The sequence below is a fragment of the Photobacterium sp. AWH4_225 genome, from assembly GCF_056158405.1.
The window spans coordinates 31476-54649 of record NZ_JBSWTF010000002.1 but is presented as its reverse complement, the minus strand read 5'-3'; the positions used below and the strand labels follow the sequence as shown (position 1 = coordinate 54649).

Here is a 23174-nt window from a genome sequence, read left to right as displayed (position 1 = left end):
ACTATAGGTTCTCCTCGGCAAACTCAGCCAAACGGCTGCGGACAACGCCATTGAGGTAAATATTGGCACTGCCTTCGAAATTCTTGAAACGCTCGACGATATAGGTCAAGCCCGAGGTAACAGGAGAAAGGTAACTGGAGTCAATCTGAGCCAGGTTACCGGAACAAACTAGCTTGGTGCCCTCCCCACAACGGGTGATGATGGTTTTGATCTGGGAGGCGGTAAGGTTCTGGCACTCATCCAACAATACAAATGCATTCTGGATTGAACGCCCGCGCATAAAGTTAATCGATTTAAATTGAATATTGGCCTTATCGTAGATGTACTTCATCGAGCCATCGGTACAAACATCATTCTTGTGTAATGCCTCCATGGTGTCGGTCACCGCCGCGAGCCAAGGCATCATTTTTTCTTCCTCAGTACCCGGTAGGTAACCAATGGACTCTGCGATTTCCGGGGTATTACGAGTCACGATGATCTTGTCATACATGCCTTTTTCTATCACCTGCTCCAACGCTGCCGCCATGGCCAGAATGGTTTTACCGCACCCGGCTGGGCCCGTTAGGATTACCAGGTCAATCTTCGGATCCATCAGGGCATCGAGCGCCATTCCCTGGTAGATGTTTTTCGGGTGGATCCCCCATGCTTGTTTACTCAACAGTCGCTCATGGCCGATGTCTTTCAGGGTCAGGGTTTCACCATCAATAGACTGCACCCGACCGGTAAAGTCACTATCCTCATCAATGAGGTACTGGTTGATAAATGGAGCCTCGAATAACTCCGAAGGCAAGGTATGTACAGTCGAGCGGCCTTTCTTCTCTGAGTAACACTCACCGACACGCTCCCAGAAGTTACCGCTAAACTGGTAAAACCCCTTGGTCAGCATTTTGACATCGTCAATCAACTGGTCGGTACGGTAGTCATCGACATAACATACCCCCGCCCCTTTGGCGCGCAGCCGCATGTTGATGTCTTTAGTGATCAGTACCACTTCTCGCGGCGCATAGTGGGCCTGGAGAAACAGCACGCCATTGAGGATACGGTTGTCCCCTGCCTTGTCGGCAAAGGCATGGACCGTTTCGGTCACCTCGTAATCAGCAAAAATTGAAACCTTTCCTAGTTCACCTCCTTGTGGACTGAGCGGAATCCCCTCGGCAATTTGCTCTGGGGTGGCATCGCGGAAAATATCTTCCAGGGCACGAATGGCAACACGGGCATCACGCGATACATCACGCTTACTGTCCTTAATGCGATCGAGCTCTTCAAGCACAGTCATTGGGATGACGACATCATGCTCTTTGAAAGAATAAACAGCGAGGGGTTCATGAAGCAGAATATTGGTGTCGAGAACGAAAACTTTCCTACCAACTTCATCCATAGGTACCTCCTTGGTAACAAATCGGTGGTTGTTCCACCAGAGTATTTCCTGTGCCCGATTTAACGGGATAGTTACTATTAAAGACCGGAGATAATTAAATAAATGTGACAGTTACAGTTTGGTACTTTCTTGTCATATTGACCGTGACCTTGCTCACGGCATGCAGTAACATTACTCCCCTTTTTTACCGGTGCGAATTCTGGCTACACTTATATACCAATACGCGCTGCCAACGGCAGGTGATGGATACCATCTAGTACGGTATTACTTTGAGTGTAGTTCAAAAATGCAGGCGCATCGGCTTCGCATTTTCCTTGATTTCAAATAATTAGAAGGTTTTAACCACTATGCCATTTGCTTTGGGTCAACGTTGGATCAGTGATACTGAAAGTGATCTGGGTCTAGGTACGGTCGTGGCAGTCGATGCCAGAACCGTCACTCTAATGTTCTCTGCCAGTGAAGAGAACCGCCTTTATGCTCGCAACGACGCTCCTGTGACCCGTGTAATGTTCAATGTCGGTGATGTGGTTGAAAGCCATGACGGCTGGTCGCTCAAGGTCGAGCAGGTCGATGAAACCGGCGGTGTATTTACCTATATCGGTACCCGTACCGATACCGGTGAAGAGGATGTCGCACTGCGCGAGATTTTCCTCAGCAACCAAATCCGCTTCAACAAGCCGCAAGACAAAATGTTTGCCGGCCAGATTGACCGCATGGATCGCTTTGCATTGCGCTACCGTGCCCTGAAAAACCAGTACGAGCAGCACAAGAGCCCGCTACGCGGCCTGTGCGGTATGCGTGCAGGTTTGATCCCGCACCAGCTGTACATCGCCCATGAAGTCGGCCGCCGTTACGCGCCGCGCGTTCTGCTCGCCGATGAGGTTGGCTTAGGTAAAACTATCGAAGCCGGTATGATCATCCACCAGCAGGTGCTGTCTGGCCGTGCCGAGCGTATCCTGATCCTAGTGCCTGAGACACTACAGCACCAGTGGCTGGTCGAGATGATGCGCCGCTTTAACCTGCACTTCTCGATTTTCGACGAAGAGCGTTGTGTCGAAGCATTTGCAGATTCTGCCAACCCGTTCGACACCGCCCAGTACGTACTGTGTTCACTGGACTTCCTGCGCAAGAGCCGCCGTCGTTTTGAGCAGGCGCTGGATGCTGATTGGGACCTGTTGGTTGTCGATGAAGCCCACCACCTTGAGTGGAGCGAAGACAAGCCGAGCCGCCAGTACCAAGTCGTGGAAGAGCTTGCGGAAAAAGCACCAGGCGTATTGCTGCTAACCGCAACCCCAGAGCAGTTGGGCCATGAAAGCCACTTTGCCCGCCTACGCCTGCTTGACCCGGATCGCTTCTACGATTACGAAGCCTTTGTCGAAGAAGAGCGCCAGTACGCACCGGTTGCCGATGCGGTCTCACGCCTACTCTCTGGCGAAAAGCTGGATGACGATGCCAAGAACACTTTGGTTGAGCTGCTGCCAGAGCAGGATATCGAGCCGATGTTGCGTATTATCGAAGCCGGTGACATCGACCAGGAGCAACAGCAAACCGTTCGCCACGAGCTAATCGACAACCTAATGGACCGCCACGGTACCGGCCGCGTGCTGTTCCGTAACACCCGTGCAGCGATCAAAGGCTTCCCGCAACGCCACCTCAACATGTACCCATTGGCACTGCCAACCCAGTACCAAACCGCGATGCGTGTTGCCGGTATGATGGGCGGCAAGATGAGCGTGGAGCAAAAAGCCTTCAAACTGCTGTACCCGGAAGATATCTACCAGGAATTCGAAGGCGACTCTGCGACTTGGTGGCAGTTTGACCCACGCGTCAACTGGCTGCTGGATATGCTAAAAGCCAACCGCCAGGAAAAAGTACTGGTGATCTGCTCACGCGCCCAAACCGCGCTTATCCTTGAGCAAGCCCTGCGTGAACGTGAGGGAATCCGTGCCACCGTGTTCCACGAAGGCATGTCTATCATCGAACGCGACAAGGCCGCCGCCTACTTCGCCCAGGAAGAAGACGGCGCCCAAGTTCTGCTGTGTTCAGAAATTGGTTCTGAAGGCCGAAACTTCCAGTTTGCCAACCAGTTGGTAATGTTTGACCTGCCTAATAACCCCGACCTGCTGGAGCAGCGTATCGGTCGCCTTGACCGTATCGGCCAGAAACGTGATATCGAAATTCATGTCCCGCACCTGCAGGGCACCTCGCAAGCCCTGCTGGCTCGCTGGTATAACGAAGGTCTGAACGCCTTTGAAGAGACCTGCCCGACTGGCCGTGCTGTGTACGATGCCTTCAGCAGCAACCTATTGGAACTGCTAGCCAGCGACAAACCTGACGGCGAACAGCTTGATGAGCTGATCGAGAGCAGCGCTGCCATGCACAATGAACTCAAGGGCAAACTGGAACAAGGCCGTGACCGCCTGCTGGAGATCCATTCCAACGGCGGCGCCGATGCACAGAAGCTGGTTGAAGAGATCAGCAGCAAAGACGGCGACACCAACCTGGTGACCTTCGCCCTTGGCCTGTTCGATACTATCGGCCTTAACCAGGACGACAAAGGCGAGAATGCCATTGTGGTCACCCCGTCAGAGCACATGATGGTAGCGAGCTACCCTGGTCTGCCTTATGACGGCTGTACCATCACTTTCGACCGTGACACTGCGCTATCGCGTGAAGACCTGCACTTCATCAGCTGGGAACACCCGATGATCCAGGGCGGCATCGACTTGCTGCTGTCCGAAGGTGTCGGCACCACGGCGGTATCACTGCTCAAGAACAAGGCGCTGCCTGCCGGTACCCTACTGCTGGAGCTGGTCTATGTAGTGGATGCGCAGGCACCGAAGCAATCCGGTATCGGCCGCTTCCTGCCGAAGACGCCTATCCGCATCCTGCTGGATGCCAAAGGCAACAACCTGTCGGCCAAGGTCGAGTTCGAAGGCTTCAACCGCCAGCTGAGCCCGGTCAACCGCCACCTAGGCAGCAAACTGGTTAACTCGGTACAAAAAGACATTCACACCTTGATCGAAAGTGCTGAGCAAGTGGTCTCCGGTGAACTGGTTACTATCCGCGAATCAGCACAGGCCGAGATGGAAGCGACGCTGCGTGCTGAGCTAGACCGACTTCAGGCGCTCAAAGCGGTTAACCCGAATATCCGTGATGACGAGCTAGAGCTTATCGACAACCAAATCGAAGAGCTGACCGGCTATATTGCCAAGGCGCAAATTCAGCTAGATTCACTGCGTTTGATTGTGGTTAGCCACGGCTAACTCAAGACCCAATCTCACTGCCTACCAAGCCGCCTTTCCGGGCGGCTTTTTTACAGCTGCAGATTTGCTAACAAGGATATTGCCTTCTTAGCAATTGTTGATATTATCGCCGCCTTCCCGTTTCACGGACCTTTTTCACAGATCAAAGCTATGAGCACACTGCCAGAGATAGACTACAACCCGCCCAAGGAGCCTTGGCTGGATATCCTTTACCAAGACGACGATATTATTGTGGTAAACAAGCCATCCGGCATGCTCTCAAACCCCGGTCGCGATCCGGCCTTCTATGACAGCATCTGGTCGCGGGTTCGGGCCGACTATCCCGACTCTCACCTGATCCATCGCCTTGATATGGCCACCTCCGGGCTGATCATGCTCGCCCTCAACAAGCAGTCCGAGCGGAATCTGAAAATCCAGTTTCAGGAGCGCCGAACCGAGAAGGTCTATTACGCCAGAGTATTTGGGGATATTGCTTTGGATAACGGTACCGTCGATCTGCCTCTGATCTGCGATTGGCCGAACCGGCCGAAACAGAAAGTCTGCTACGAAGATGGCAAACCTTCGGTCACCCACTATCAGGTACTAGAGAGAGGCGAAAACACCTGCCTGGTGCGCCTGCGCCCCATCACAGGCCGCTCCCACCAACTGCGGGTTCATCTACTCGCCCTAGGCCATCCAATCCTTGGTGATGGCTTCTACGCCCATCCAGAGGCCAAGGCGATGGCACTGCGTCTGCAACTCCATGCCGCAGAGCTGAGCTTCTTTCACCCGCGCAGCGGTGAGCCGATGCACCTGTTTGCGCCGTGTGAGTTCTACTCCGGCGCACCACAAAAGACCCTACCGGATCACTATTCCAAACCATAGGGCTTGAGTTGGCTGTCGAGGATAGTGTGTACTGGCTTCATTATCCTCGACCTTAAATTACGAGCCATGGAACAGATTGTTTTTCTCGACTGCGACACGATACCGGCACACATCACGATTCCTTCCCCTAGTTTTGAACACCAGTGGACACAGTACCCATCCACTCGCCCCGATCAGGTTATCGAGCGGTTGGAAAACGCGACTATTGCTATCACCAACAAGGTGGTACTAGATGCAGACATCTTGGCAAAATTACCCAAACTCAAGATGGTCGCCATTGCCGCCACCGGTACCAACAACGTCGACCTCGATTATTGCCGTGCACATGGCATCACCGTGAGTAATATCCGCGGCTATGCGGTGGACTCGGTGCCTGAGCATGCCATTGCGATGATGTTCGCCCTGCGCCGCAACCTGCTAGGCTACCACCGCGATATCCAGCAAGGCGTATGGCAGGAGAAAAAACAGTTCTGCTTTTTCACCCATCCCATCAATGATATCCGCGGGGCGACACTGGGGCTTATAGGCAGTGGAGGCTTGGGACAAGCCATGGCAACACTCGGCCGTGCACTGGGAATGAAAGTGATCTTTGCCGAAAGAAAAGGCGCCGAGACAAGCCGCGAGGGCTACCTGCCATTCCATGAAGTACTGGCACAGGCTGATGTGCTCAGCCTGCATTGCCCGCTGACTGACGAAACGCGCAACTTAATTGGTAGTGGCGAGCTGAAACAAATGAAAGACAGTGCCATCGTCATCAACACAGGCCGAGGGGGATTGGTCGACGAACAGGCTCTGGTCGACGCCCTGCGCAACGGCGACATCGCCGGGGCCGGGTGCGACGTGTTTACCGAAGAGCCGGCCGGCGATGGCAACCCGCTGATTGCCAACAGCGACTTGCCCAACCTGCTGCTCACCCCACATGTTGCCTGGGGCTCGGACAGCGCGATTCAAACCCTCGCCAACCAACTTATCGACAATTTAAATACGTTTGTGGCAGGCAAGGCACAAAACCAAGTCTGAGGATTCTCCCCTGCCCTAGAAAAAAAGGCGAGATCAACGATCTCGCCTTTTACTTTTGGTTCTAGGGCCCGATTTTCTCAAGACAAAGTCCCTACTTAAATCCCTTCTCCTTGCGGATCAGATCATAGGCAGCCTGGAGCTCCTGGGTCTTCTGCTTGGCCAGCTCCATCATCTCCGGCGGCAAGCCCTTGGCAGCCAGTTTATCGGGGTGGTGCTCGTTCATCTGCTTACGGTAGGCCCGTTTGAGCTCCTGCGCAGAAGCCGTTTCCGGCACACCAATCAACTCGAAGGCATCAGCCAGCTGATCTTTGGTTGGTGCTTGACGGAATCCCCCACCCTGCTGCTGGTATTGCTGGTGGAAGCCACCTTGCTGGAAACGGAACGCTGCTTCTTGCATATGTAGACGCTGCTCAAGCTGCTGTGCAGAAAAGCCCAGAATACGAGCTATTACATGCAGCAACTTGCGCTCGCTCGGGTGCAACGAACCGTCAGCAAATGCCGCCTGAATTTGCAGCTCAAGGAAAAACTGCAACAAGTCCGCCCGACCGCCGCTGCCCTGACGCACCTTCATCAGGGTCTCTTCCAGCGGGAAATGCTCTTCCTTGCCTTCGCGGAAAGCTTCCTGGGCCTGGCGACGAGACTCACCTTGCAGACCCATCCGATCCATATATACGCTGGCTACGCGGATCTCTTCTTCTGTCACCCGCCCCTTGGCTTTTGCTACATGGCCCATAACGGCAAATGCCGCATAGAAAAAGGCCGCTTGGCTCTCTGCCGAGCTCTGCCCACCAGAAAAACCGCCAAATCCGCCACCGTAATAAATTTTTGCGCGTGCTTTATCGAACTTATGGCCCAAAAAGAGACCTAACAACAAACCAAACGGCCCGCCAAGGAGGAAGCCAAAAAATGCTCCAAGTATTTTGCCCCAAACCTGCATTCGCTACTCTCTGGTAATTTGCTAAATTTAGAAATATTTCTCATGCATTACACCCGATAGCAAAAGCCAAAAAATGAGCCAAAAGATGCCGTCGGATAGAATTTGCATTATCATAGCTGGCATTTACTGGGAAAGCTTGTCAAAACCCGGTTAACAATAACAAATGCGCTAAAAACTTTATTACAGGAACGTTTAGTTAGATGTCATCTACTTCCCGCAGCTTACTGGCGACCATGATCAGCCTGGCACTTTTCGGCCCGACGGTGGCTTACGCAAACCAAGCCGCCCCAGAGAAAGCCAATGGCGACTCTGCGGTCAGTGATGAAACTGACGAACTGGCGATGGTGCGTGGTACCTGCATTGCCCCGGATCAAATGCCGGCCGACCCTAATAACGAACCGATCAAAGTCACCGCCGACCAAGCTGAAGCTCTTAATAACCAGAGTGTTACCTACACCGGTGATGTGGTTGTGCGTCAAGGTAACCGAACCGTCGCAGCGGACGTGGCGACCCTTGAGCAGCCAACCAATATTGTGACAGCCGAAGGGAACGTCTACTTCCATGATGGTACCATCGAGGTTTACTCGGACCGAATCCAGAGCAACCTGGATACCGAAGACTCGCAACTGGATAACGCCGTCTACAACATGACCTGTGAAGCAGGCCGCGGTGAAGCCGAAAGGGTGACCAAAAACGGTATCTCTTACTACCGTTTGAAAAACGGCACCTATACTACCTGTCCACCAGGTGACAAAAGCTGGCAATTTTCAGCTACAAGTATTGAGCGAGAAAACGACTCGCCGTTTGCCGACCTTTACAACGCCCGTTTCGAAGTGGCTAATGTTCCCGTTTTCTATATGCCTTACCTGCGAGTCCCCGTAGGTGATGAGCGTCTAACAGGTTTCCTATATCCATCAGTCAGCTACGGCTCCCGTGATGGTTTCGAGCTGGAAACACCGTTCTACTGGAACATCGCGCCCAACTACGACATGACCATCACGCCGAAGTACATGAGCAACCGGGGTTTGCAACTCAACTCCGAGTTCCGGTATTTAACCGATTTTGGTGTAGGTAGTCTATCCGGCGAATACCTAGGCAGCGATCAGAAAGACTCTGACAAAGACCCTCGCTGGGGCTTCAACTGGTCCCACAACGGTATGTATAACCAACACTGGTTGTTCGAAATAGATTACAGCAAGGTTAGTGATCCAACATATTTCTCGGATATCGATTCCAGCATTGGTGAACGAGAAGATAACAACCTGCTGCAAACAGCTGAAGTGTCATACCGTGACCTGAATTGGGATTCAACGTTACGTGTCAGGGATTTCCAGCCATTAACGCTGGGCGTTTCATCGAGCTACCGCCTAATGCCACAGGTAGAGGCAAACTACTACTACGATGACATGCCCTATGGCTTAGATTTCTCTTTGAATAGCCATGTCAGCCGATTTGAAAATGATAATCCGGATAAACCAACTGCAGACCGTGTTCACTTCGAGCCAACTCTGACGCTGCCATATGCCACCCCTTGGTGGTCGGTAACCAGCGAAGCCAAGCTGATGTATACCTATTACAATCAGGATTTTGATCCTAATGCCCAGGAAATCATCGACAAAGGCCTAGAACTAGAAGAAAGCGTTTCGCGAACCGTACCGAGTATCCGTATCCACTCAGGTTTATACCTTGAGCGCGATACCCTGCTCTGGGGTAACAGCTACACCCAAAGTCTGGAACCACAAGTCCAGTACCTATATGTCAAAGATGTTGATCAACAAGGTATCTATGATGCTTATGACACAACATTGATGCAAACAGATTACTACGGCCTGTTCCGCGACAAGCGCTATTCCAGTGTTGACCGAATTGCTGCAGCAAATCAATTCACCGTGGGTGCTACATCGCGCTACTTCGATAGTCAGTTCAAAGAACGCTTTAATATTGCGGTGGGACAGATTTTCTATCTAAATGATTCTGGTAGAAACCTGGATACCGATACAGAAACCAGTCCGAACTACTCAGCCACGGCCTTGGAATCTGACTTCAATTACGATGACTGGCTATTCTTCCATGGCGGTTTGCAGTATGACGCCAGCAAGAAAGATCTTCAGTTTGCCAATGGTGCCATTGAATATCGTGAAGGTGGTACATTTAGCCAAGTGAACTACCGTTACATTTCAAAAGAGTACCTGCTTGACAACATCCTCGATGAAGATCAGCTCAACCGCTATACCGAAGACGGTATTTCCCAACTTGGCTTTTCGACCGGTTTCCCTATCTATGATGGGGTAACACTGCGCGGTGATTACTACCACGACCTGACAGAGAACCAAATGCTGGAAGGGCAAATTAGCCTCAACTTCCGTACAGCCTGCTGGATGATCAGCCTGGGATATAATGAATATCTGCAGACACGCTCAAATGTGTCTTCAAGCCCAGCTGAATACGAACAAAATTTCAGTATTTCGTTCAGCCTAATTGGACTTGGATTGGCACCAATTGGTACCACGAGCGACAATAATTCTATTGGCTATGGCCGCCCTTTCTACCTCAATAATTAACAGATGGAAGGGCTTTGCCCTTCCAGTCAAGATTTAACGCGCTCCGGCGCCCGATGGAAACAAACTATGAAAAATTGGAAGTCTAGCCTGCTCGGTATTGCACTACTGGGCCTTTCTGCCGGCACCGTTGCCGCACCCCAAGAGCTTGATCGTATTGTCACGATCGTCAACGACAGTGTGATCCTACAAAGCGATGTCGATGCCATGCTGAAAACAGTCCGCATGAATGCTGCGGGCCAGAACCAACCACTGCCGCCGGACGATGTACTGATCAACCAAATAATGGATCAGTTGGTAATGGAAACCCTTCAGCTCCAACAGGCCGAACAATTCGGGATCCGCATCGACGATAACCGCCTTGATCAAGCAATCAACCAGATGGCTGCCGAGCAGCAGATGACCGTTGGCCAGCTGCAGCAAATGCTGGCAGCTAATGGCATCAGCTATTCAATTTTCCGCGAACAAATGCGTCGTGACATGACAGCCAGCGAAGCCCGTACCATTCAGGTTCGCCGCCGGATCAACATCCTGCCGCAGGAAGTGGAAACCCTCGCCGGCCAGCTGAGCCAGCAAGAGCAGCAAGGCGTACGCTACAACATCAGTCATATCCAACTGCGCGTTGAAGAAGGAGCGAGCTCTGTCGAGCGTGACGAAGTCGCCAAAGAAGCTCAGCAACTGGTCAATGAGCTAAAAGACGGTGCTGACTTTGCCAACCTGGCCTACAGCTACTCAAAAGGTCCTAAAGCCCTGCAGGGCGGTGAATGGGGCTGGATGCGCAAAGAAGAAATGCCAACCATTTTTGCTGACCAAATCCAATCACAGGGTACCGGTGCTATCGTCGGTCCTTTCCGCAGCGGTGTTGGCTACCACATCCTGAAGATCAACCAGGTAGATGGGCTGGAAACCGTATCAGTCACTGAAGTGAATGCCCGCCATATTTTGGTGAAAACCTCAGTGATCCTTAGCGATGAAGGCGCCAAAGAGCAACTAGAACAAGCCCGCCGCTCCATCTTGGCGGGTGAGCGTAGCTTTGCTGATGCGGCCCAGGCGTTGAGTGCTGACCCTGGCTCAGCTGCGAACGGTGGTGAACTTGGTTGGCAGACACCTGACCTTTATGTTCCTGAGTTCAAAGAAAAAGTAGAAACACTGCCGGAAGGCATGATCAGCGAACCGTTCAAGACGGTACATGGCTGGCACATTGTCGAGGTTCTGGACCGCCGCGATGTCGACCGTACAGATGCAGCGGTGAAGAACCGTGCCTACCGCATCCTATTCAGCCGTAAATTCAACGAAGAAGCCCAGGCCTGGTTGCAGGAACTGCGCGCTGGTGCCTTCATCGAACAGCCGGAACGTGCCGATGACCAAGGTTAAACGAATAGCCATCACCCCGGGCGAGCCGGCAGGCATTGGGCCTGATTTGGTACTTGCCCTTGCGCAGCAAGATTGGCCACACCAACTTGTTATTTGTGCAAACGCCCAGCTTATGGTAGAACGTGCAGCCCAGCTCGGTTTACCATTGGTTGTCAAAACCTATGACCCGAGCCAAGCAGCCGAGCCACACCAGGCTGGCACCTTGGTGGTTGCCGATATTCCACTGGCAGCAACAGTGGAAGCAGGCACACTCAATGAGCAGAATGGCCACTATGTGCTCAGTACCTTGGAGCGAGCAGCCAAGGGCTGTATGAGTGGTGAATTTGCAGCTGTCGTTACCGGCCCAGTCCATAAAGGGGTGATCAACCGGGCGGGAGTATCGTTCAGCGGCCATACCGAGTTTTTTGCCCAGCAATCGAATACTGCTCAGGTAGTAATGATGCTGGCGACCGAGGGGTTGCGCGTGGCTTTGGCCACGACCCATATCCCTTTGGCTTGTGTATCCAAGGCCGTTACCGAAGAGCGGCTGCAGCAGGTGATTCGTATCCTGCATGCTGACTTGGTCAGCAAGTTCGGCATTGCCGAACCCAAAATATACGTCTGTGGCTTAAATCCACACGCTGGCGAAGATGGCTGCCTGGGCACCGAAGAGATCGATGTGATCAGCCCGGCGCTGGAGCAACTCCGCAAGCAGGAAGGCATGGATCTGATTGGCCCGCTGCCAGCAGATACCATCTTCCAAGAAAAATACCTGGCCGATGCCGACACGGTTCTGGCCATGTATCACGATCAAGGGCTACCAGTGCTGAAATTCAAAGGCTTTGGTAAATCAGTCAACATTACGTTAGGCCTGCCCTTCATCAGAACTTCAGTAGATCATGGTACCGCACTGGAACTTGCCGGTACTGGACAGGCGGACACGGGTAGCCTTTGGACAGCGCTATCACACGCCCTCGAATTGGTAGAAAAACAAGCATGAGCAGCGATCAAGTCCACCTAGGTCACCGCGCCCGTAAGCGCTTTGGCCAGAACTTTTTGAACGACCCATACATCATTGACGGTATTGTTTCGTCAATTAACCCTCGTCCAGGTCAAAACCTGGTTGAAATCGGCCCTGGCCTTGGTGCAATCACCGAGCCTGTAGGCAAAATGGTTGATAAGTTCACGGTTATCGAACTTGACCGTGATCTGGCCGAGCGTCTTCGTAATCATCCGGATCTAGCTGACAAGCTAACTATCCACGAAGGTGATGCGATGCGTTTCGACTTCACGCAGCTTCTTAAGGAAAACAACAAGCTGCGTATTTTCGGCAACCTGCCGTACAACATCTCTACACCGCTGATCTTCCATTTGCTTTCATTCCATGAGCATGTCGAAGATATGCACTTCATGCTGCAAAAAGAAGTCGTAAACCGCCTGGCAGCAGGCCCTGGCAGCAAGGCGTACGGTCGCTTGACCGTAATGACCCAGTACTACTGCCGCGTTATGCCAGTACTGGAAGTGCCGCCTGAGTCATTCAAGCCAGCACCAAAGGTTGACTCTGCCGTTGTTCGCCTGACGCCATATGAAACCCTGCCGCACCCATGTACTAACCTTAAGTGGTTGGATCGTGTTTGTCGCGAAGGCTTCAACCAGCGCCGCAAGACCATCCGCAACTGTTACAAGGCACTGCTGACAGGTGAACAACTGGAAGCACTGGGGATCAACCCAAGCATGCGTCCGGAGAACCTGACGCTGGAACAGTTTGTCGCAATGGCAAACTGGCTGGATGCAAACCACACCAAATAATTTGCGTTCGCCAGGGAAATTGCCTGAGCTACCGGCACAGCTATAAGGTGCCGTTAGCTAGCCAAGAAAGGAAGCATAACAATGACAACGAGCGTAACTCCAACTATCAAATGCCGGGTCGTCACCCACTACATCGAAGAGCAATCCGAGCCTGACAACCAGCGCTATGTTTTTTCCTACACCATCACCATCGCCAACTTGGGAGCCGGTGAAGCACAACTGCTCAGCAGACGCTGGCTGATCACCGATGCCAACGGCAAGAAGCTGGTGATTGAAGGTGAAGGGGTTGTCGGCGAGCAACCGACTATTCCGGCCAATGAAGAATACACCTACACCAGTGGCACTATCATTGAGACCCCGTTGGGAGTCATGCAGGGGCATTACGTCATGGTTAATGAAACCGGTGACGAGTTTGTCGCCGAAATCTCGCCATTCCGCTTGTCAGTGCCAAATATACTCCACTAAAGGATCACTATGTCGACCTATCTTGTTGGCGATATCCAGGGCTGCCTCGATGACTTGCGCCAGCTGCTCGATACTACCAGCTTTGATCCACAGCACGATCAGCTTTGGCTCACCGGCGATCTTGTCGCCCGCGGTCCTCTCTCGCTAGACACTCTGCGCTTTGTCAAAAGTCTGGGCAAGCAGGCCACTACGGTACTGGGCAATCACGATCTGCACCTGCTCGCGGTAGCCGAAGGTATTGCCAAAAACAAACCCAAGGACAAGCTCCAGCCTATTCTTGACGCACCAGACCGCGATGAACTGCTGCACTGGCTTCGCCACCAGCCACTACTGGCCGAGCATCCAGAGTTGCCCTTTGTGATGACCCATGCCGGGATCCCTGCCCAATGGAGCTTGAAACAAGCACGAAAGCAGGCCAGAGAGGTTGAGCGTGTGCTACAAGGTAATGATTACCTTTGGCTATTAAAGAACATGTACGGCAACGGGCCCGATTCATGGTCGGCAGATCTGCAAGGTATCGAGCGCTACCGCTATACCATTAATGCTTTTACCCGGATGCGCTTCTGCTACCCGGATGGTCGGCTCGATATGGCCTGCAAACTATCCCCACAAGATACCGCTGACGACCAATTGGTGCCTTGGTTCACGCTAAAACGCCCTGAGATGGACAAGAAGATGATTTTTGGCCACTGGGCAGCACTGATGGGTTATGAAGACAGCCAAGTGATAGGACTCGATACAGGCTGCGTCTGGGGCAACAGCATGACCTTGCTTCGCTGGGAGGATGGTGCACGCTTCGAGCAAGCTTGCCCGGTACACGCCTAAAATACGGCTGACTCTCCTTGTATCAAAAGAGGCTTGCTCGATGGCAAGCCTCTTTCGGTTGGTCTGAACCCCAATTAGCGCTCAAGGATCACAAAGCGCATATCGTGGGCATTTTTCTCATCGGCCGCATAGGACTCACTGTGCACTTCCTGCCAACCGTTCCCCCAGTCTGGGAACTGGGTATCGCCCTCAACATCCAAGTCAATGAAGGTCAGGTAAAGGCGGTCGGCATCTTCCAGGCATGCGGTGTAGATACTCCCTCCACCAATCACCATCAACTCCTCGACATTACCCGCCGCTTGCTTTGCCGCTTCGATATCGGCAACAACGGTGACACCTTCAGCCTGGTAGGCTGTATTACGGCTGATCACGATATTGTGTCTGCCCGGCAATGGACGACCAATCGACTCGAAGGTTTTGCGTCCCATCACCACCGGCTTGCCCATCGTCACTTTCTTGAACCAAGCAAAATCGGCTGGCAGATGCCATGGCATGGCGTTGTCTTTACCGATTACCCTCAACTTGGCCATAGCGGCAACCATACTGATCTTCATACTTTCTCCTTTTTCCTGTTGGCAGAGTTATACCACAGGACGGCGGCGATAAAACAGCAAGCCGGGCATAGCGAGGCCAATTGCGAGAGAAGCCACGATAAAGACCGCCTTGAGCATATTTTCCACCAGCAGACCCCAAAGTTCAGGGGTAAAACCTCTATGGTTAATTTCCACTAGGGCAATCATCGCCTTGAAGGCAAACACGCCGGGGACCATCGGGATCATCGCCGCAACGGTAAAGACCTTGGGGTGGGCAAGGAAACGGTGTGACCAATGCACGCCGATCATACCGACAAGGGTTGCCGCACACAGGGTTGCCCACTCAATCGATAGTCCCCAGTGCATTAGGGCAAAGCGACAGCCGTGACCAAGCGCCCCACCGATGGCACAGTACTTCAACGCTTTAGGTGGCACGTTGAACACCAGGGCAAAGCCGACAGCCGGGATCAGTGCGAAAAACATGTCATTGAGAAGGGCCAGTAAAAAGTCGACAGAAATCATGACAGCCACCCCCACACACCGAGTACATTCATGGCCGCAACAATCCCCATACTGGTAGAGAGGGTCAGCAAGCTGGCCATGGTCCAACGGGCTATCCCCATGTTGGAGTAGCCCTTAACCATATCCGAAATAGCATTGATCAGCGGGAACCCCGGCACCAACATCAATACCGAGGACGCCATCGCCAAGAACGGCGCTTCACCAATTTGATACACCTGCCCAAACCCGGAAATCAAAGTGGTGACAAAAGCGGTCACCCCGAAATTAAGCAGTGGATTGAAATGGCAATGGGCGATTTCCTGGCGGACAAACATCCCCACCGCCGAGGCAAAAAAAGTCAGCGCAAATACCGGCCAATCACCACCAGCCAACCGACTGAACGAGGCACATGACAGCCCAATCATCACAATCACCAAATAGCGGTTATAGCGCATCGGTTTGATCTGCTCGAGCCGCTGGTGCACCCCGTCAACATCCAGCACGCCCCGCTCGGCCATGATACACACCCGCTGGATCTCGGTGACCACCTGCATGTTGATGCCGCGATCCTGGCACCGCCTGGTGGTGGTGATACAGCGGCCGTCACTCAAGGTCGTCAAAACCATCGAACTGGCCGAAAGAGACACTTCGACACTGTCGGCTCCCAAGGCCAGCCCTAGCCGCCTGGCGACATCCATCACCAAGGTGCTCTCCGCCCCGTGTTGCAATAACCTTTGCCCAGCCAATACTGCCAGCCGGGAAATTTCCCGCTGTACTGGCTCGGCCAGCTCCCCATTTGGCTCTTCCACCTCTGCCCCCTGCTTCAAATTTGTGATCTGGATGATGAATTATCATACAAATTTACAAAGTTCAGCTTGATTAGGCACAAAAAAACCGCCCTTGAAGGCGGTTTTTTCTACGTACTGAGTACAGGCTGTTATGGCTTGTAGATGATTTCGACGTCGTAATCGTCTTCGTTCCAATCATCCCAGTCATCATCGTCGTCATCACTCTTCTCAGCATTTTTAATTTGCTGTTCGTGATAATCGTCCCACTTGAACTCAACTTTCTTCTCTTCAGACTCTTCTTCATCGTCTTCAAAGTCAACAGCAGGCATCGATTCGATCTGGCGCATAAGATCGTAGGTCAGCTCTTTGGTACCCATACGGTTTAGTGCCGAGATACAGTAGTAACCTTCATCCCATGCCAAAGCATCCAAGATCTCTTCGATCTTCTCTTGTGCTTCTTCTTCCGGCATCAAGTCTACTTTGTTAAAGACAAGCCAACGTGGTTTGTTGGTTAGCTTTTCACTGTACTGGTTCAGCTCATTGATGATGGTAAATGCATTCTCAATTGGATCTGAACCGTCAGCCGGTAGCAGGTCAATCATATGCAATAGTACACGACAGCGTTCAAGGTGCTTCAAAAAACGAATACCCAAACCAGCACCGTCAGCGGCACCTTCAATCAAGCCCGGGATATCGGCAACCACGAAGCTACGATCGCTATCGACACGCACCACACCAAGGCTTGGCACAAGTGTCGTAAACGGATAGTCAGCCACTTTCGGTTTTGCGGCTGATACAGAACGAATAAAGGTCGATTTACCCGCATTAGGCAAACCTAGCATACCCACGTCGGCCAGAAGCAATAGCTCCAGTCGAAGGTGGCGTACTTCACCTTTGGTACCCATTGTTTTCTGACGCGGCGCGCGGTTCACAGAAGACTTGAAACGGGTGTTCCCCAAGCCATGGAAGCCACCTTTCGCGACCATGATCTTCATGCCATGCTGCGTCAAGTCAGCAATAACTTCGCCAGTCTCTTCATCAACCGCACGGGTACCAACAGGAACACTTAGGACCTTGTCGGCACCACGTTTACCGGTACAGTTACCGCCACGACCATTTTCGCCACGTTCAGCGGCGTAGAATTTTACAAAGCGGTAGTCGATTAGTGTATTGAGGTTTTCATCAGCCAGTAGGTAAACGTCACCACCGTCACCACCGTCACCACCGTCAGGGCCGCCCTTCGGTACATACTTTTCAGTACGGAAACTGACGGTACCATTACCACCATCACCAGCATCGGCTCGAATCACCGCTTCATCTACAAACTTCATCTCTTTCTCCGCACTGTGGCGTTAAAATTCTTCAACCCGGCTCGTTCAGTCCAAGTTGCTATTAACCTATTGTACAACCAAACGTCGTGCTTATCCGGCCTTTTGTCGCGCACAACCGTGGGCAACGCTGGTGTCCAATTATTACTTTCGCTTCAGCAAGCGATGACCGATAGCGCTAAACATCGCACCACCGACGACGACCATTGCTCCGGCATAGCCCCATTGGTTCAGGGCTGCTGGCGCAACATAGTCAGGCCAGACCAAACTGGCCAAATCCACAAACAGGATCGTGAACAGGGGTGCCAAGGTGATCACTGCACTGACCTGCGATGCCTGCCAGCGCGCCATCGCTTCGGCGAAGGCACCGTATCCCACCAATGTATTGAGGCAGCAGAAGATCAGCATCCCTAACTGCCGTTGATCCATCAGCTGGATCTGGCTGGGTGTTGCGACCGGCATCAAGATCAAGGCACAGATCACGTAGATCATCAGCAAGATCTGCGGTGACGAAAACTGCCTTAGCATGCGCTTTTGTGCCAGGGCGTAGACTACCCAAACCATAGCGGCGGCAACTGCCAACAACACTCCGGTAGTGTATGCGCTCATACTGGTAAACAGCTCGGCCAGGCGCTCATTAAAGAACAGCAGCAAGCCGGATAGCAATGCAACCACCCCGATAACCTGGTGCTTGCCCAGAGTCTCTTTAAACAGCCATACGCTGGATAGCAGTAACATCATCGGTGCCAACTGCATGATCACCTGCACAACCGCAGGATTAAGGTACGACAGTGAGCTGTTGAACAGTACAAAGTTACCTGCAAGCCCGAGGCTTGCCAGTAACAACAGGATAGCTCCCTTGCGCCCTAGCCCGCTGAGGCTGGGCAGATTACGTCGGTAGGCTAACCACAGGCCCAATCCAGTGGCCGCTGTCATAAATCGATACCAAACGATGGTAAAAGGATCCATTACCTCGACAGCTTGCTTCATTGCAATGGGCAGCGCTCCCCAAAATACGGCGGTCAGCAACGCCAGGGACATCCCTAGCAAGGGATTTTGCTGTGGCATAAAGCCCCCCATAAACAAAAAGCCCCGCCAGTAGGCAGGGCTTTATCATTCGTGTCGAGACTGAATTATTCAGCTTCGATAGAAACGAATTTACGGTTCTTAGGACCTTTAACTTCGAACTTCACTTTACCGTCAGATAGAGCGAATAGAGTGTGGTCTTTACCTAGGCCTACGTTGTTACCTGCGTGGAATTTAGTACCACGCTGACGTACGATGATGTTACCTGCTAGTACAGATTCGCCACCGAAACGCTTAACACCAAGACGTTTACTTTCTGAATCACGGCCGTTACGAGTAGAACCGCCAGCTTTTTTGTGTGCCATCTTTAAATTCTCCTGTTATTAAGCGCTGATGCCAGTAATTTTGACTTCAGTGAACCACTGACGGTGGCCCGCTTGCTTACGAGAGTGCTTACGACGACGGAACTTAACGATTTTTACTTTATCGCCACGACCGTGAGTAACTACTTCAGCAGTTACTTTACCGCCAGCTACGAAAGGTGCGCCTACAGTTACTTCTTCGCCGTTAGCTACTAGAAGTACTGAGTCAAATTCAATGCTAGCGCCAGTTTCAGCGTCTAGTTTTTCTAAGCGTAGGGTTTGGCCTTCGCTTACACGGTGTTGTTTACCACCACTTTGGAAAACAGCGTACATGTCTTACTCCGCTTGTCCGCATAGGCCATTTGCCACGTATATTTTGGGCAATGGGTATGCGCTTAATCTTGTCATCAATAGGGCGCGAATGTTACGCGAAATTAGGGCTACTGGCAAGCGATTGTGCAAAGAAAATTGGCGAAAAGCTGCTCAGTAATAAAAGTCATCGATTTAAACGCAATCGAGGTTATGAAGATTGCTGTCTTTTAGTGTAATATTCGATAATTAATTTATCTCGGTTGATTAACAAATCTTAACTATGCAACCCTTTTGAGCCTTGCTGTGAGCCACTTCCCATCTTATGGGGCGAGCTTTTCGTGCTTGGGTCAAATCAGTTAAGCTTACAACCGACACGCATAACAATCCGCCGGGTGCGGCACATTATTTTGCTGGATGTACAATGGATTTCAAAGCTATCCAAGCGCTCACTGCCGATGATATGGCACAAGTCGACGCGAAGATACTGGCTCAACTGAACTCAGATGTAGCCCTCATTAATCAACTAGGTTTTTACATTGTCAGCGGCGGCGGCAAACGCATACGCCCGATGCTTGCTGTACTGGCAGCCCGTGCCCTTGGCTATCAAGGCGAACAACACACCACCGCAGCGGCCTTTGTGGAGTTTATCCATACTGCCACCCTACTTCATGACGATGTTGTCGATGAGTCGGATATGCGCCGTGGCAAAGCGACCGCCAATGCAATGTTCGGTAATGCCGCCAGTGTATTAGTTGGGGATTACATTTACACCCGCTCATTCCAGATGATGACAAGCCTACGATCCTTGAGGATCCTCGATGTCATGAGCGAAGCGACCAATGTGATCGCAGAAGGTGAAGTGCAGCAGCTGATGAACTGCAACGATCCCGATACCACCGAAGCAAGCTATATGCAGGTGATCTACTCCAAGACCGCTCGCCTATTTGAAGCTGCAACCCAAATCTCCGCTATTCTTGTCGAAGCTCCAGAAGATACCGAACGCGCCCTGCAAGATTACGGTCGCTACTTGGGTACCGCCTTCCAGCTGATTGACGATGTACTGGACTACAACGCTGATGGCGAGGAGATGGGCAAAAACGTCGGTGATGATCTGGCCGAAGGTAAACCTACCCTGCCTCTACTGCACGCGATGCAACACGGTAATGCCGAGCAGGCAGCAATGATCCGCGAAGCTATCGAGAAAGGCAATGGCCTGGACAAGCTAGAGCCTATCCTTGAATGCATGAAGCAAGTTGGCTCGCTGGAATACACCCAGCAGCGCGCAGAAGAAGAAGCCGAGAAGGCAATCACTAGCCTGGCCCAGATTGCCGATAGCGAATACAAAGATGCACTTGTTGCGCTGGCCCACCTGGCTGTGCACCGCAACAAGTAAAGGTCGCTCCTTTAGCGCTCTTATAAGCGCTTCTACTAGCGCCCAACAAAAAGCCTGCCTTTCGGTGGGCTTTTTTGATCTCCCCATCGCCTCCAGCCGTACCCAATCAGTAATTTCACAATATCCTATAGTTATATCAATAACGGCTGGATCATCGAGATCATGACAGGAGGCCATTATGCAAGCAAAAGAACTGAAGCCTGGAATGTGGGTTGAATACCAACAGGGCGTCGCTGAAGTTATCGATGTGGATCAAGAGCACAACACGGCGATCATCGAGAACATGAGTGATCACCGCCGGATCAACATCAACTGCAATGATCTTGTTGACCAACCCCAGCTCCATACCGGATGCGATAACTACTATTAAACATCACACGAGCGGATTTTCCCCAGATATAAAAGAAGCGGCCTGTTGGCCGCTTCTTTTTATACAGAGGTTTACATGCTTAGAAGTTACTTAGCCGCAAACTCTTCGCCTTTAGCGATATCACCGTGAAGCGTCTCCAGCATGCCTTCCAGTGCTTCTTGCTCGAATGCACTTAGCGCACCGTAATCCATCACCTCTTCGACACCTTCTTTACCTAGTAGAATAGGCTGAGCGAAGAAGCGGGCATGCTTACCATCACCTTCGACATAAGCACACTCAACCTGGCCAGTTTCGCCCTGTAGTGCACGAACCAGTGACAAGCCGAAACGACAAGCCGCCTGACCCATAGACAAGGTCGCTGAGCCGCCACCCGCTTTAGCTTCTACCACTTCAGTACCCGCATTCTGGATACGTGGAGTCAATGCTTTGATTTCTTCTTCAGTGAACTCAACACCTTCAACCTGAGATAGAAGCGGTAGGATAGTAACGCCTGAGTGTCCACCGATCACTGGTACACGCACCTCGCCCGGATCAACATCCTTCAGCTCGGCAACAAATGTCTCAGAGCGAATAACATCCAATGTGGTTACACCGAATAGCTTGCGCTTGTCGTAAACACCTGCTTTTTTCAATACATCAGCAGCAATGGCTACTGTCGTATTCACTGGGTTAGTAATGATACCCACACAAGCTTTCGGACAAACAACCGCGATTTTTTCAGCCAGCGATTTAACAATGCCTGCGTTCACGTTGAACAGGTCGGCACGATCCATCCCTGGTTTACGGGCAACACCCGCTGAAATAAGAACAACATCAGCACCTTCCAGTGCCGGAGTTGGATCTTCACCCGCGTATCCCTTAATAGAGACAGGAGTTGGGATATGGCTCAGATCAGCCGCAACGCCTGGTGTTACTGGGGCAATATCATACAGCGCCAGATCCGAACCTGCTGGCAGACGATTCTTGAGCAACAGGGCAAGAGCCTGGCCGATACCACCGGCCGCACCAATTACAGCAACTTTCATGTTCGTTCTCCTTTACGATAGAAGTATATAATTTTCAGACCTAATCATATGAAATCACAGTCGATTTAAAACACTGATTTCATATCAAAGACAGAACTGACGTTATAGTAACCAATCAAGAAATACAATCAGATGCCACCAGCTTTGCGATATCGCGCATAAGCAAGAATAAAATGTGCTACATCCCTATAACATTTCCCAACCATAACTTGACGAGGCTCGCGCGTAAAACCTGCATACACCTCAATATCTATTCAATTTTTCCCTCTATAATGGTGATACATGCACCAGTTTACTTGAACACTGTTTGCTAGGAGCCGAAAGGTTGTGCCAGAATACAGCACCTCGTCCCTGCACATGAAATTTACTTATGCGAAATTCAGATAAACAAGAACGCCTAGTCAAAGCGTTCAAGGCAATTCTAAAAGAAGAGAAATTCAGCTCTCAAGGTGAAATCGTCGACGCATTGAAGGCTCAGGGGTTCGACAATATCAACCAATCCAAAGTTTCTCGCATGCTAACCAAATTCGGTGCGGTACGTACCCGCAATGCGAAAATGGAAATGGTCTACTGCCTGCCAGTAGAGCTTGGCGTACCGACAACCAGCAGCCCACTCAAAGAGTTAGTGATGGAGATCGGCTATAACAGCGCTTTGGTTGTTATCCATACCGGTCCAGGTGCAGCGCAGGTTATTGCCCGCTTACTAGACTCCCTAGGTAAAGCAGAAGGGATCTTAGGCGTGGTTGCAGGTGACGATACTATCTTCATCACACCAACCAATTCGATTTCAACAGCAGAGCTATTCGACTCTGTCTGCGAACTATTTGACTACAGCAAGTAATTGCTTATAGCCAACCCGATACCAGGCAGTAAACTATGCGTTTTCCTGCCTGGTTTTGTGAGAGTTAGATCACAATAAGACAAACTTTCACCAAACCCTCACGCCTTCTGCAAGCCATTGATTGCTTTAAATAATTATTCTACCCCCCATTAGTGTCAGTAACTATTTCCACCCTGTAACCGCCTCATTTTCATTAACATAGTTTTAAAGTTATTGATTT

The 23174-nt window shown here is 51.5% G+C and carries 22 protein-coding genes; 12 read left to right on the top strand and 10 right to left on the bottom strand.

Annotated features, from left to right (window positions below; translation table 11 throughout):
• Position 1: 1 nt before the first annotated feature.
• A complete protein-coding gene (locus tag ACXAD4_RS16485) occupies positions 2 to 1378 on the bottom strand; it encodes a PhoH family protein (RefSeq protein ID WP_317523893.1) in 1377 nt (458 codons plus the stop codon).
• A gap of 347 nt (positions 1379 to 1725) precedes the next feature.
• Between ACXAD4_RS16485 and rapA the strand changes: the two genes are divergently transcribed.
• The 3 genes from rapA to ACXAD4_RS16470 all read left to right on the top strand — a co-directional run bounded on the left by rapA (position 1726) and on the right by ACXAD4_RS16470 (position 6528).
• Entirely contained in the window at positions 1726 to 4644 is a 2919-nt protein-coding gene (gene rapA, locus ACXAD4_RS16480) for an RNA polymerase-associated protein RapA (RefSeq protein WP_475242857.1), read from the top strand.
• Positions 4645 to 4794: 150 nt separating this feature from the next.
• The gene (rluA, locus tag ACXAD4_RS16475) at positions 4795 to 5508 is read left to right on the top strand and encodes a bifunctional tRNA pseudouridine(32) synthase/23S rRNA pseudouridine(746) synthase RluA (protein ID WP_475242856.1); all 714 of its coding nucleotides are present in this window, start codon (positions 4795 to 4797) and stop codon (positions 5506 to 5508) included.
• Positions 5509 to 5574: 66 nt separating this feature from the next.
• Positions 5575 to 6528, top strand: a complete 954-nt coding sequence (locus tag ACXAD4_RS16470; protein ID WP_475242930.1) for a D-2-hydroxyacid dehydrogenase — start codon at positions 5575 to 5577, stop codon at positions 6526 to 6528.
• A 91-nt stretch (positions 6529 to 6619) separates the two neighbouring features.
• On the opposite strand, the gene djlA is transcribed toward ACXAD4_RS16470, so the two are convergent.
• On the bottom strand, positions 6620 to 7465 hold the full coding sequence (gene djlA, locus ACXAD4_RS16465; RefSeq protein ID WP_475242855.1) for a co-chaperone DjlA: 846 nt from the start codon (positions 7463 to 7465) through the stop codon (positions 6620 to 6622).
• A gap of 200 nt (positions 7466 to 7665) precedes the next feature.
• On the opposite strand from djlA, the gene lptD reads away from it, so the two are divergent.
• From lptD to apaH, 6 genes are all read left to right on the top strand, one after another.
• Positions 7666 to 10026, top strand: a complete 2361-nt coding sequence (gene lptD / locus ACXAD4_RS16460; RefSeq protein ID WP_475242854.1) for an LPS assembly protein LptD — start codon at positions 7666 to 7668, stop codon at positions 10024 to 10026.
• A 66-nt stretch (positions 10027 to 10092) separates the two neighbouring features.
• Positions 10093 to 11397, top strand: a complete 1305-nt coding sequence (gene surA / locus ACXAD4_RS16455; protein WP_475242853.1) for a peptidylprolyl isomerase SurA — start codon at positions 10093 to 10095, stop codon at positions 11395 to 11397.
• Positions 11384 to 12376 (top strand): 4-hydroxythreonine-4-phosphate dehydrogenase PdxA, encoded by a 993-nt coding sequence (gene pdxA / locus ACXAD4_RS16450; RefSeq protein ID WP_475242852.1) that lies wholly within the window; start codon positions 11384 to 11386, stop codon positions 12374 to 12376. The genes surA and pdxA overlap by 14 nt, the downstream gene beginning before the upstream one ends.
• Entirely contained in the window at positions 12373 to 13185 is an 813-nt protein-coding gene (gene rsmA, locus ACXAD4_RS16445) for a 16S rRNA (adenine(1518)-N(6)/adenine(1519)-N(6))-dimethyltransferase RsmA (RefSeq protein ID WP_475242851.1), read from the top strand. The genes pdxA and rsmA overlap by 4 nt, the downstream gene beginning before the upstream one ends.
• Before the next feature lie 81 nt (positions 13186 to 13266).
• On the top strand, positions 13267 to 13650 hold the full coding sequence (apaG, locus tag ACXAD4_RS16440; RefSeq protein ID WP_475242850.1) for a Co2+/Mg2+ efflux protein ApaG: 384 nt from the start codon (positions 13267 to 13269) through the stop codon (positions 13648 to 13650).
• 9 nt (positions 13651 to 13659) lie between these two features.
• Positions 13660 to 14475 (top strand): bis(5'-nucleosyl)-tetraphosphatase (symmetrical) ApaH, encoded by an 816-nt coding sequence (gene apaH / locus ACXAD4_RS16435; protein ID WP_475242849.1) that lies wholly within the window; start codon positions 13660 to 13662, stop codon positions 14473 to 14475.
• A 74-nt stretch (positions 14476 to 14549) separates the two neighbouring features.
• On the opposite strand, the gene folA is transcribed toward apaH, so the two are convergent.
• The 7 genes from folA to rplU all read right to left on the bottom strand — a co-directional run bounded on the left by folA (position 14550) and on the right by rplU (position 19346).
• Positions 14550 to 15029 carry a type 3 dihydrofolate reductase gene (gene folA, locus ACXAD4_RS16430; protein ID WP_475242848.1) on the bottom strand — a complete coding sequence of 160 codons (480 nt, stop codon included), beginning with the start codon at positions 15027 to 15029 and terminating at the stop codon, positions 14550 to 14552.
• A gap of 27 nt (positions 15030 to 15056) precedes the next feature.
• Complete coding sequence (locus ACXAD4_RS16425; RefSeq protein WP_475242846.1) at positions 15057 to 15530, bottom strand: threonine/serine exporter family protein; 474 nt, start codon at positions 15528 to 15530, stop codon at positions 15057 to 15059.
• On the bottom strand, positions 15527 to 16318 hold the full coding sequence (locus tag ACXAD4_RS16420; RefSeq protein ID WP_475242845.1) for a threonine/serine exporter family protein: 792 nt from the start codon (positions 16316 to 16318) through the stop codon (positions 15527 to 15529). Before ACXAD4_RS16420 ends, ACXAD4_RS16425 begins: the two co-directional genes overlap by 4 nt.
• Positions 16319 to 16446: 128 nt before the next feature.
• Positions 16447 to 17628: an Obg family GTPase CgtA gene (gene cgtA, locus ACXAD4_RS16415; RefSeq protein WP_475242844.1), complete on the bottom strand. Its 1182-nt coding sequence runs from the start codon at positions 17626 to 17628 to the stop codon at positions 16447 to 16449.
• Between the two features lie 141 nt (positions 17629 to 17769).
• A complete protein-coding gene (locus ACXAD4_RS16410) occupies positions 17770 to 18693 on the bottom strand; it encodes a DMT family transporter (protein WP_475242842.1) in 924 nt (307 codons plus the stop codon).
• Positions 18694 to 18758: 65 nt separating this feature from the next.
• Complete coding sequence (rpmA, locus tag ACXAD4_RS16405; RefSeq protein WP_007467532.1) at positions 18759 to 19016, bottom strand: 50S ribosomal protein L27; 258 nt, start codon at positions 19014 to 19016, stop codon at positions 18759 to 18761.
• An 18-nt stretch (positions 19017 to 19034) separates the two neighbouring features.
• Positions 19035 to 19346 carry a 50S ribosomal protein L21 gene (gene rplU / locus ACXAD4_RS16400; RefSeq protein WP_039456406.1) on the bottom strand — a complete coding sequence of 104 codons (312 nt, stop codon included), beginning with the start codon at positions 19344 to 19346 and terminating at the stop codon, positions 19035 to 19037.
• Positions 19347 to 19746: 400 nt separating this feature from the next.
• Here rplU and ispB point away from each other — a divergent pair, with 400 nt between their 5' ends.
• Positions 19747 to 20718: an octaprenyl diphosphate synthase gene (ispB, locus tag ACXAD4_RS16395; protein WP_475242841.1), complete on the top strand. Its 972-nt coding sequence runs from the start codon at positions 19747 to 19749 to the stop codon at positions 20716 to 20718.
• 178 nt (positions 20719 to 20896) lie between these two features.
• Entirely contained in the window at positions 20897 to 21088 is a 192-nt protein-coding gene (locus ACXAD4_RS16390; RefSeq protein ID WP_317525228.1) for a hypothetical protein, read from the top strand.
• Between the two features lie 86 nt (positions 21089 to 21174).
• Here ACXAD4_RS16390 and mdh read toward each other — a convergent pair whose 3' ends face one another.
• Positions 21175 to 22113 (bottom strand): malate dehydrogenase, encoded by a 939-nt coding sequence (gene mdh / locus ACXAD4_RS16385; protein WP_475242840.1) that lies wholly within the window; start codon positions 22111 to 22113, stop codon positions 21175 to 21177.
• A 370-nt stretch (positions 22114 to 22483) separates the two neighbouring features.
• On the opposite strand from mdh, the gene argR reads away from it, so the two are divergent.
• A complete protein-coding gene (argR, locus tag ACXAD4_RS16380) occupies positions 22484 to 22954 on the top strand; it encodes a transcriptional regulator ArgR (protein ID WP_475242839.1) in 471 nt (156 codons plus the stop codon).
• Positions 22955 to 23174 lie beyond the last annotated feature (220 nt).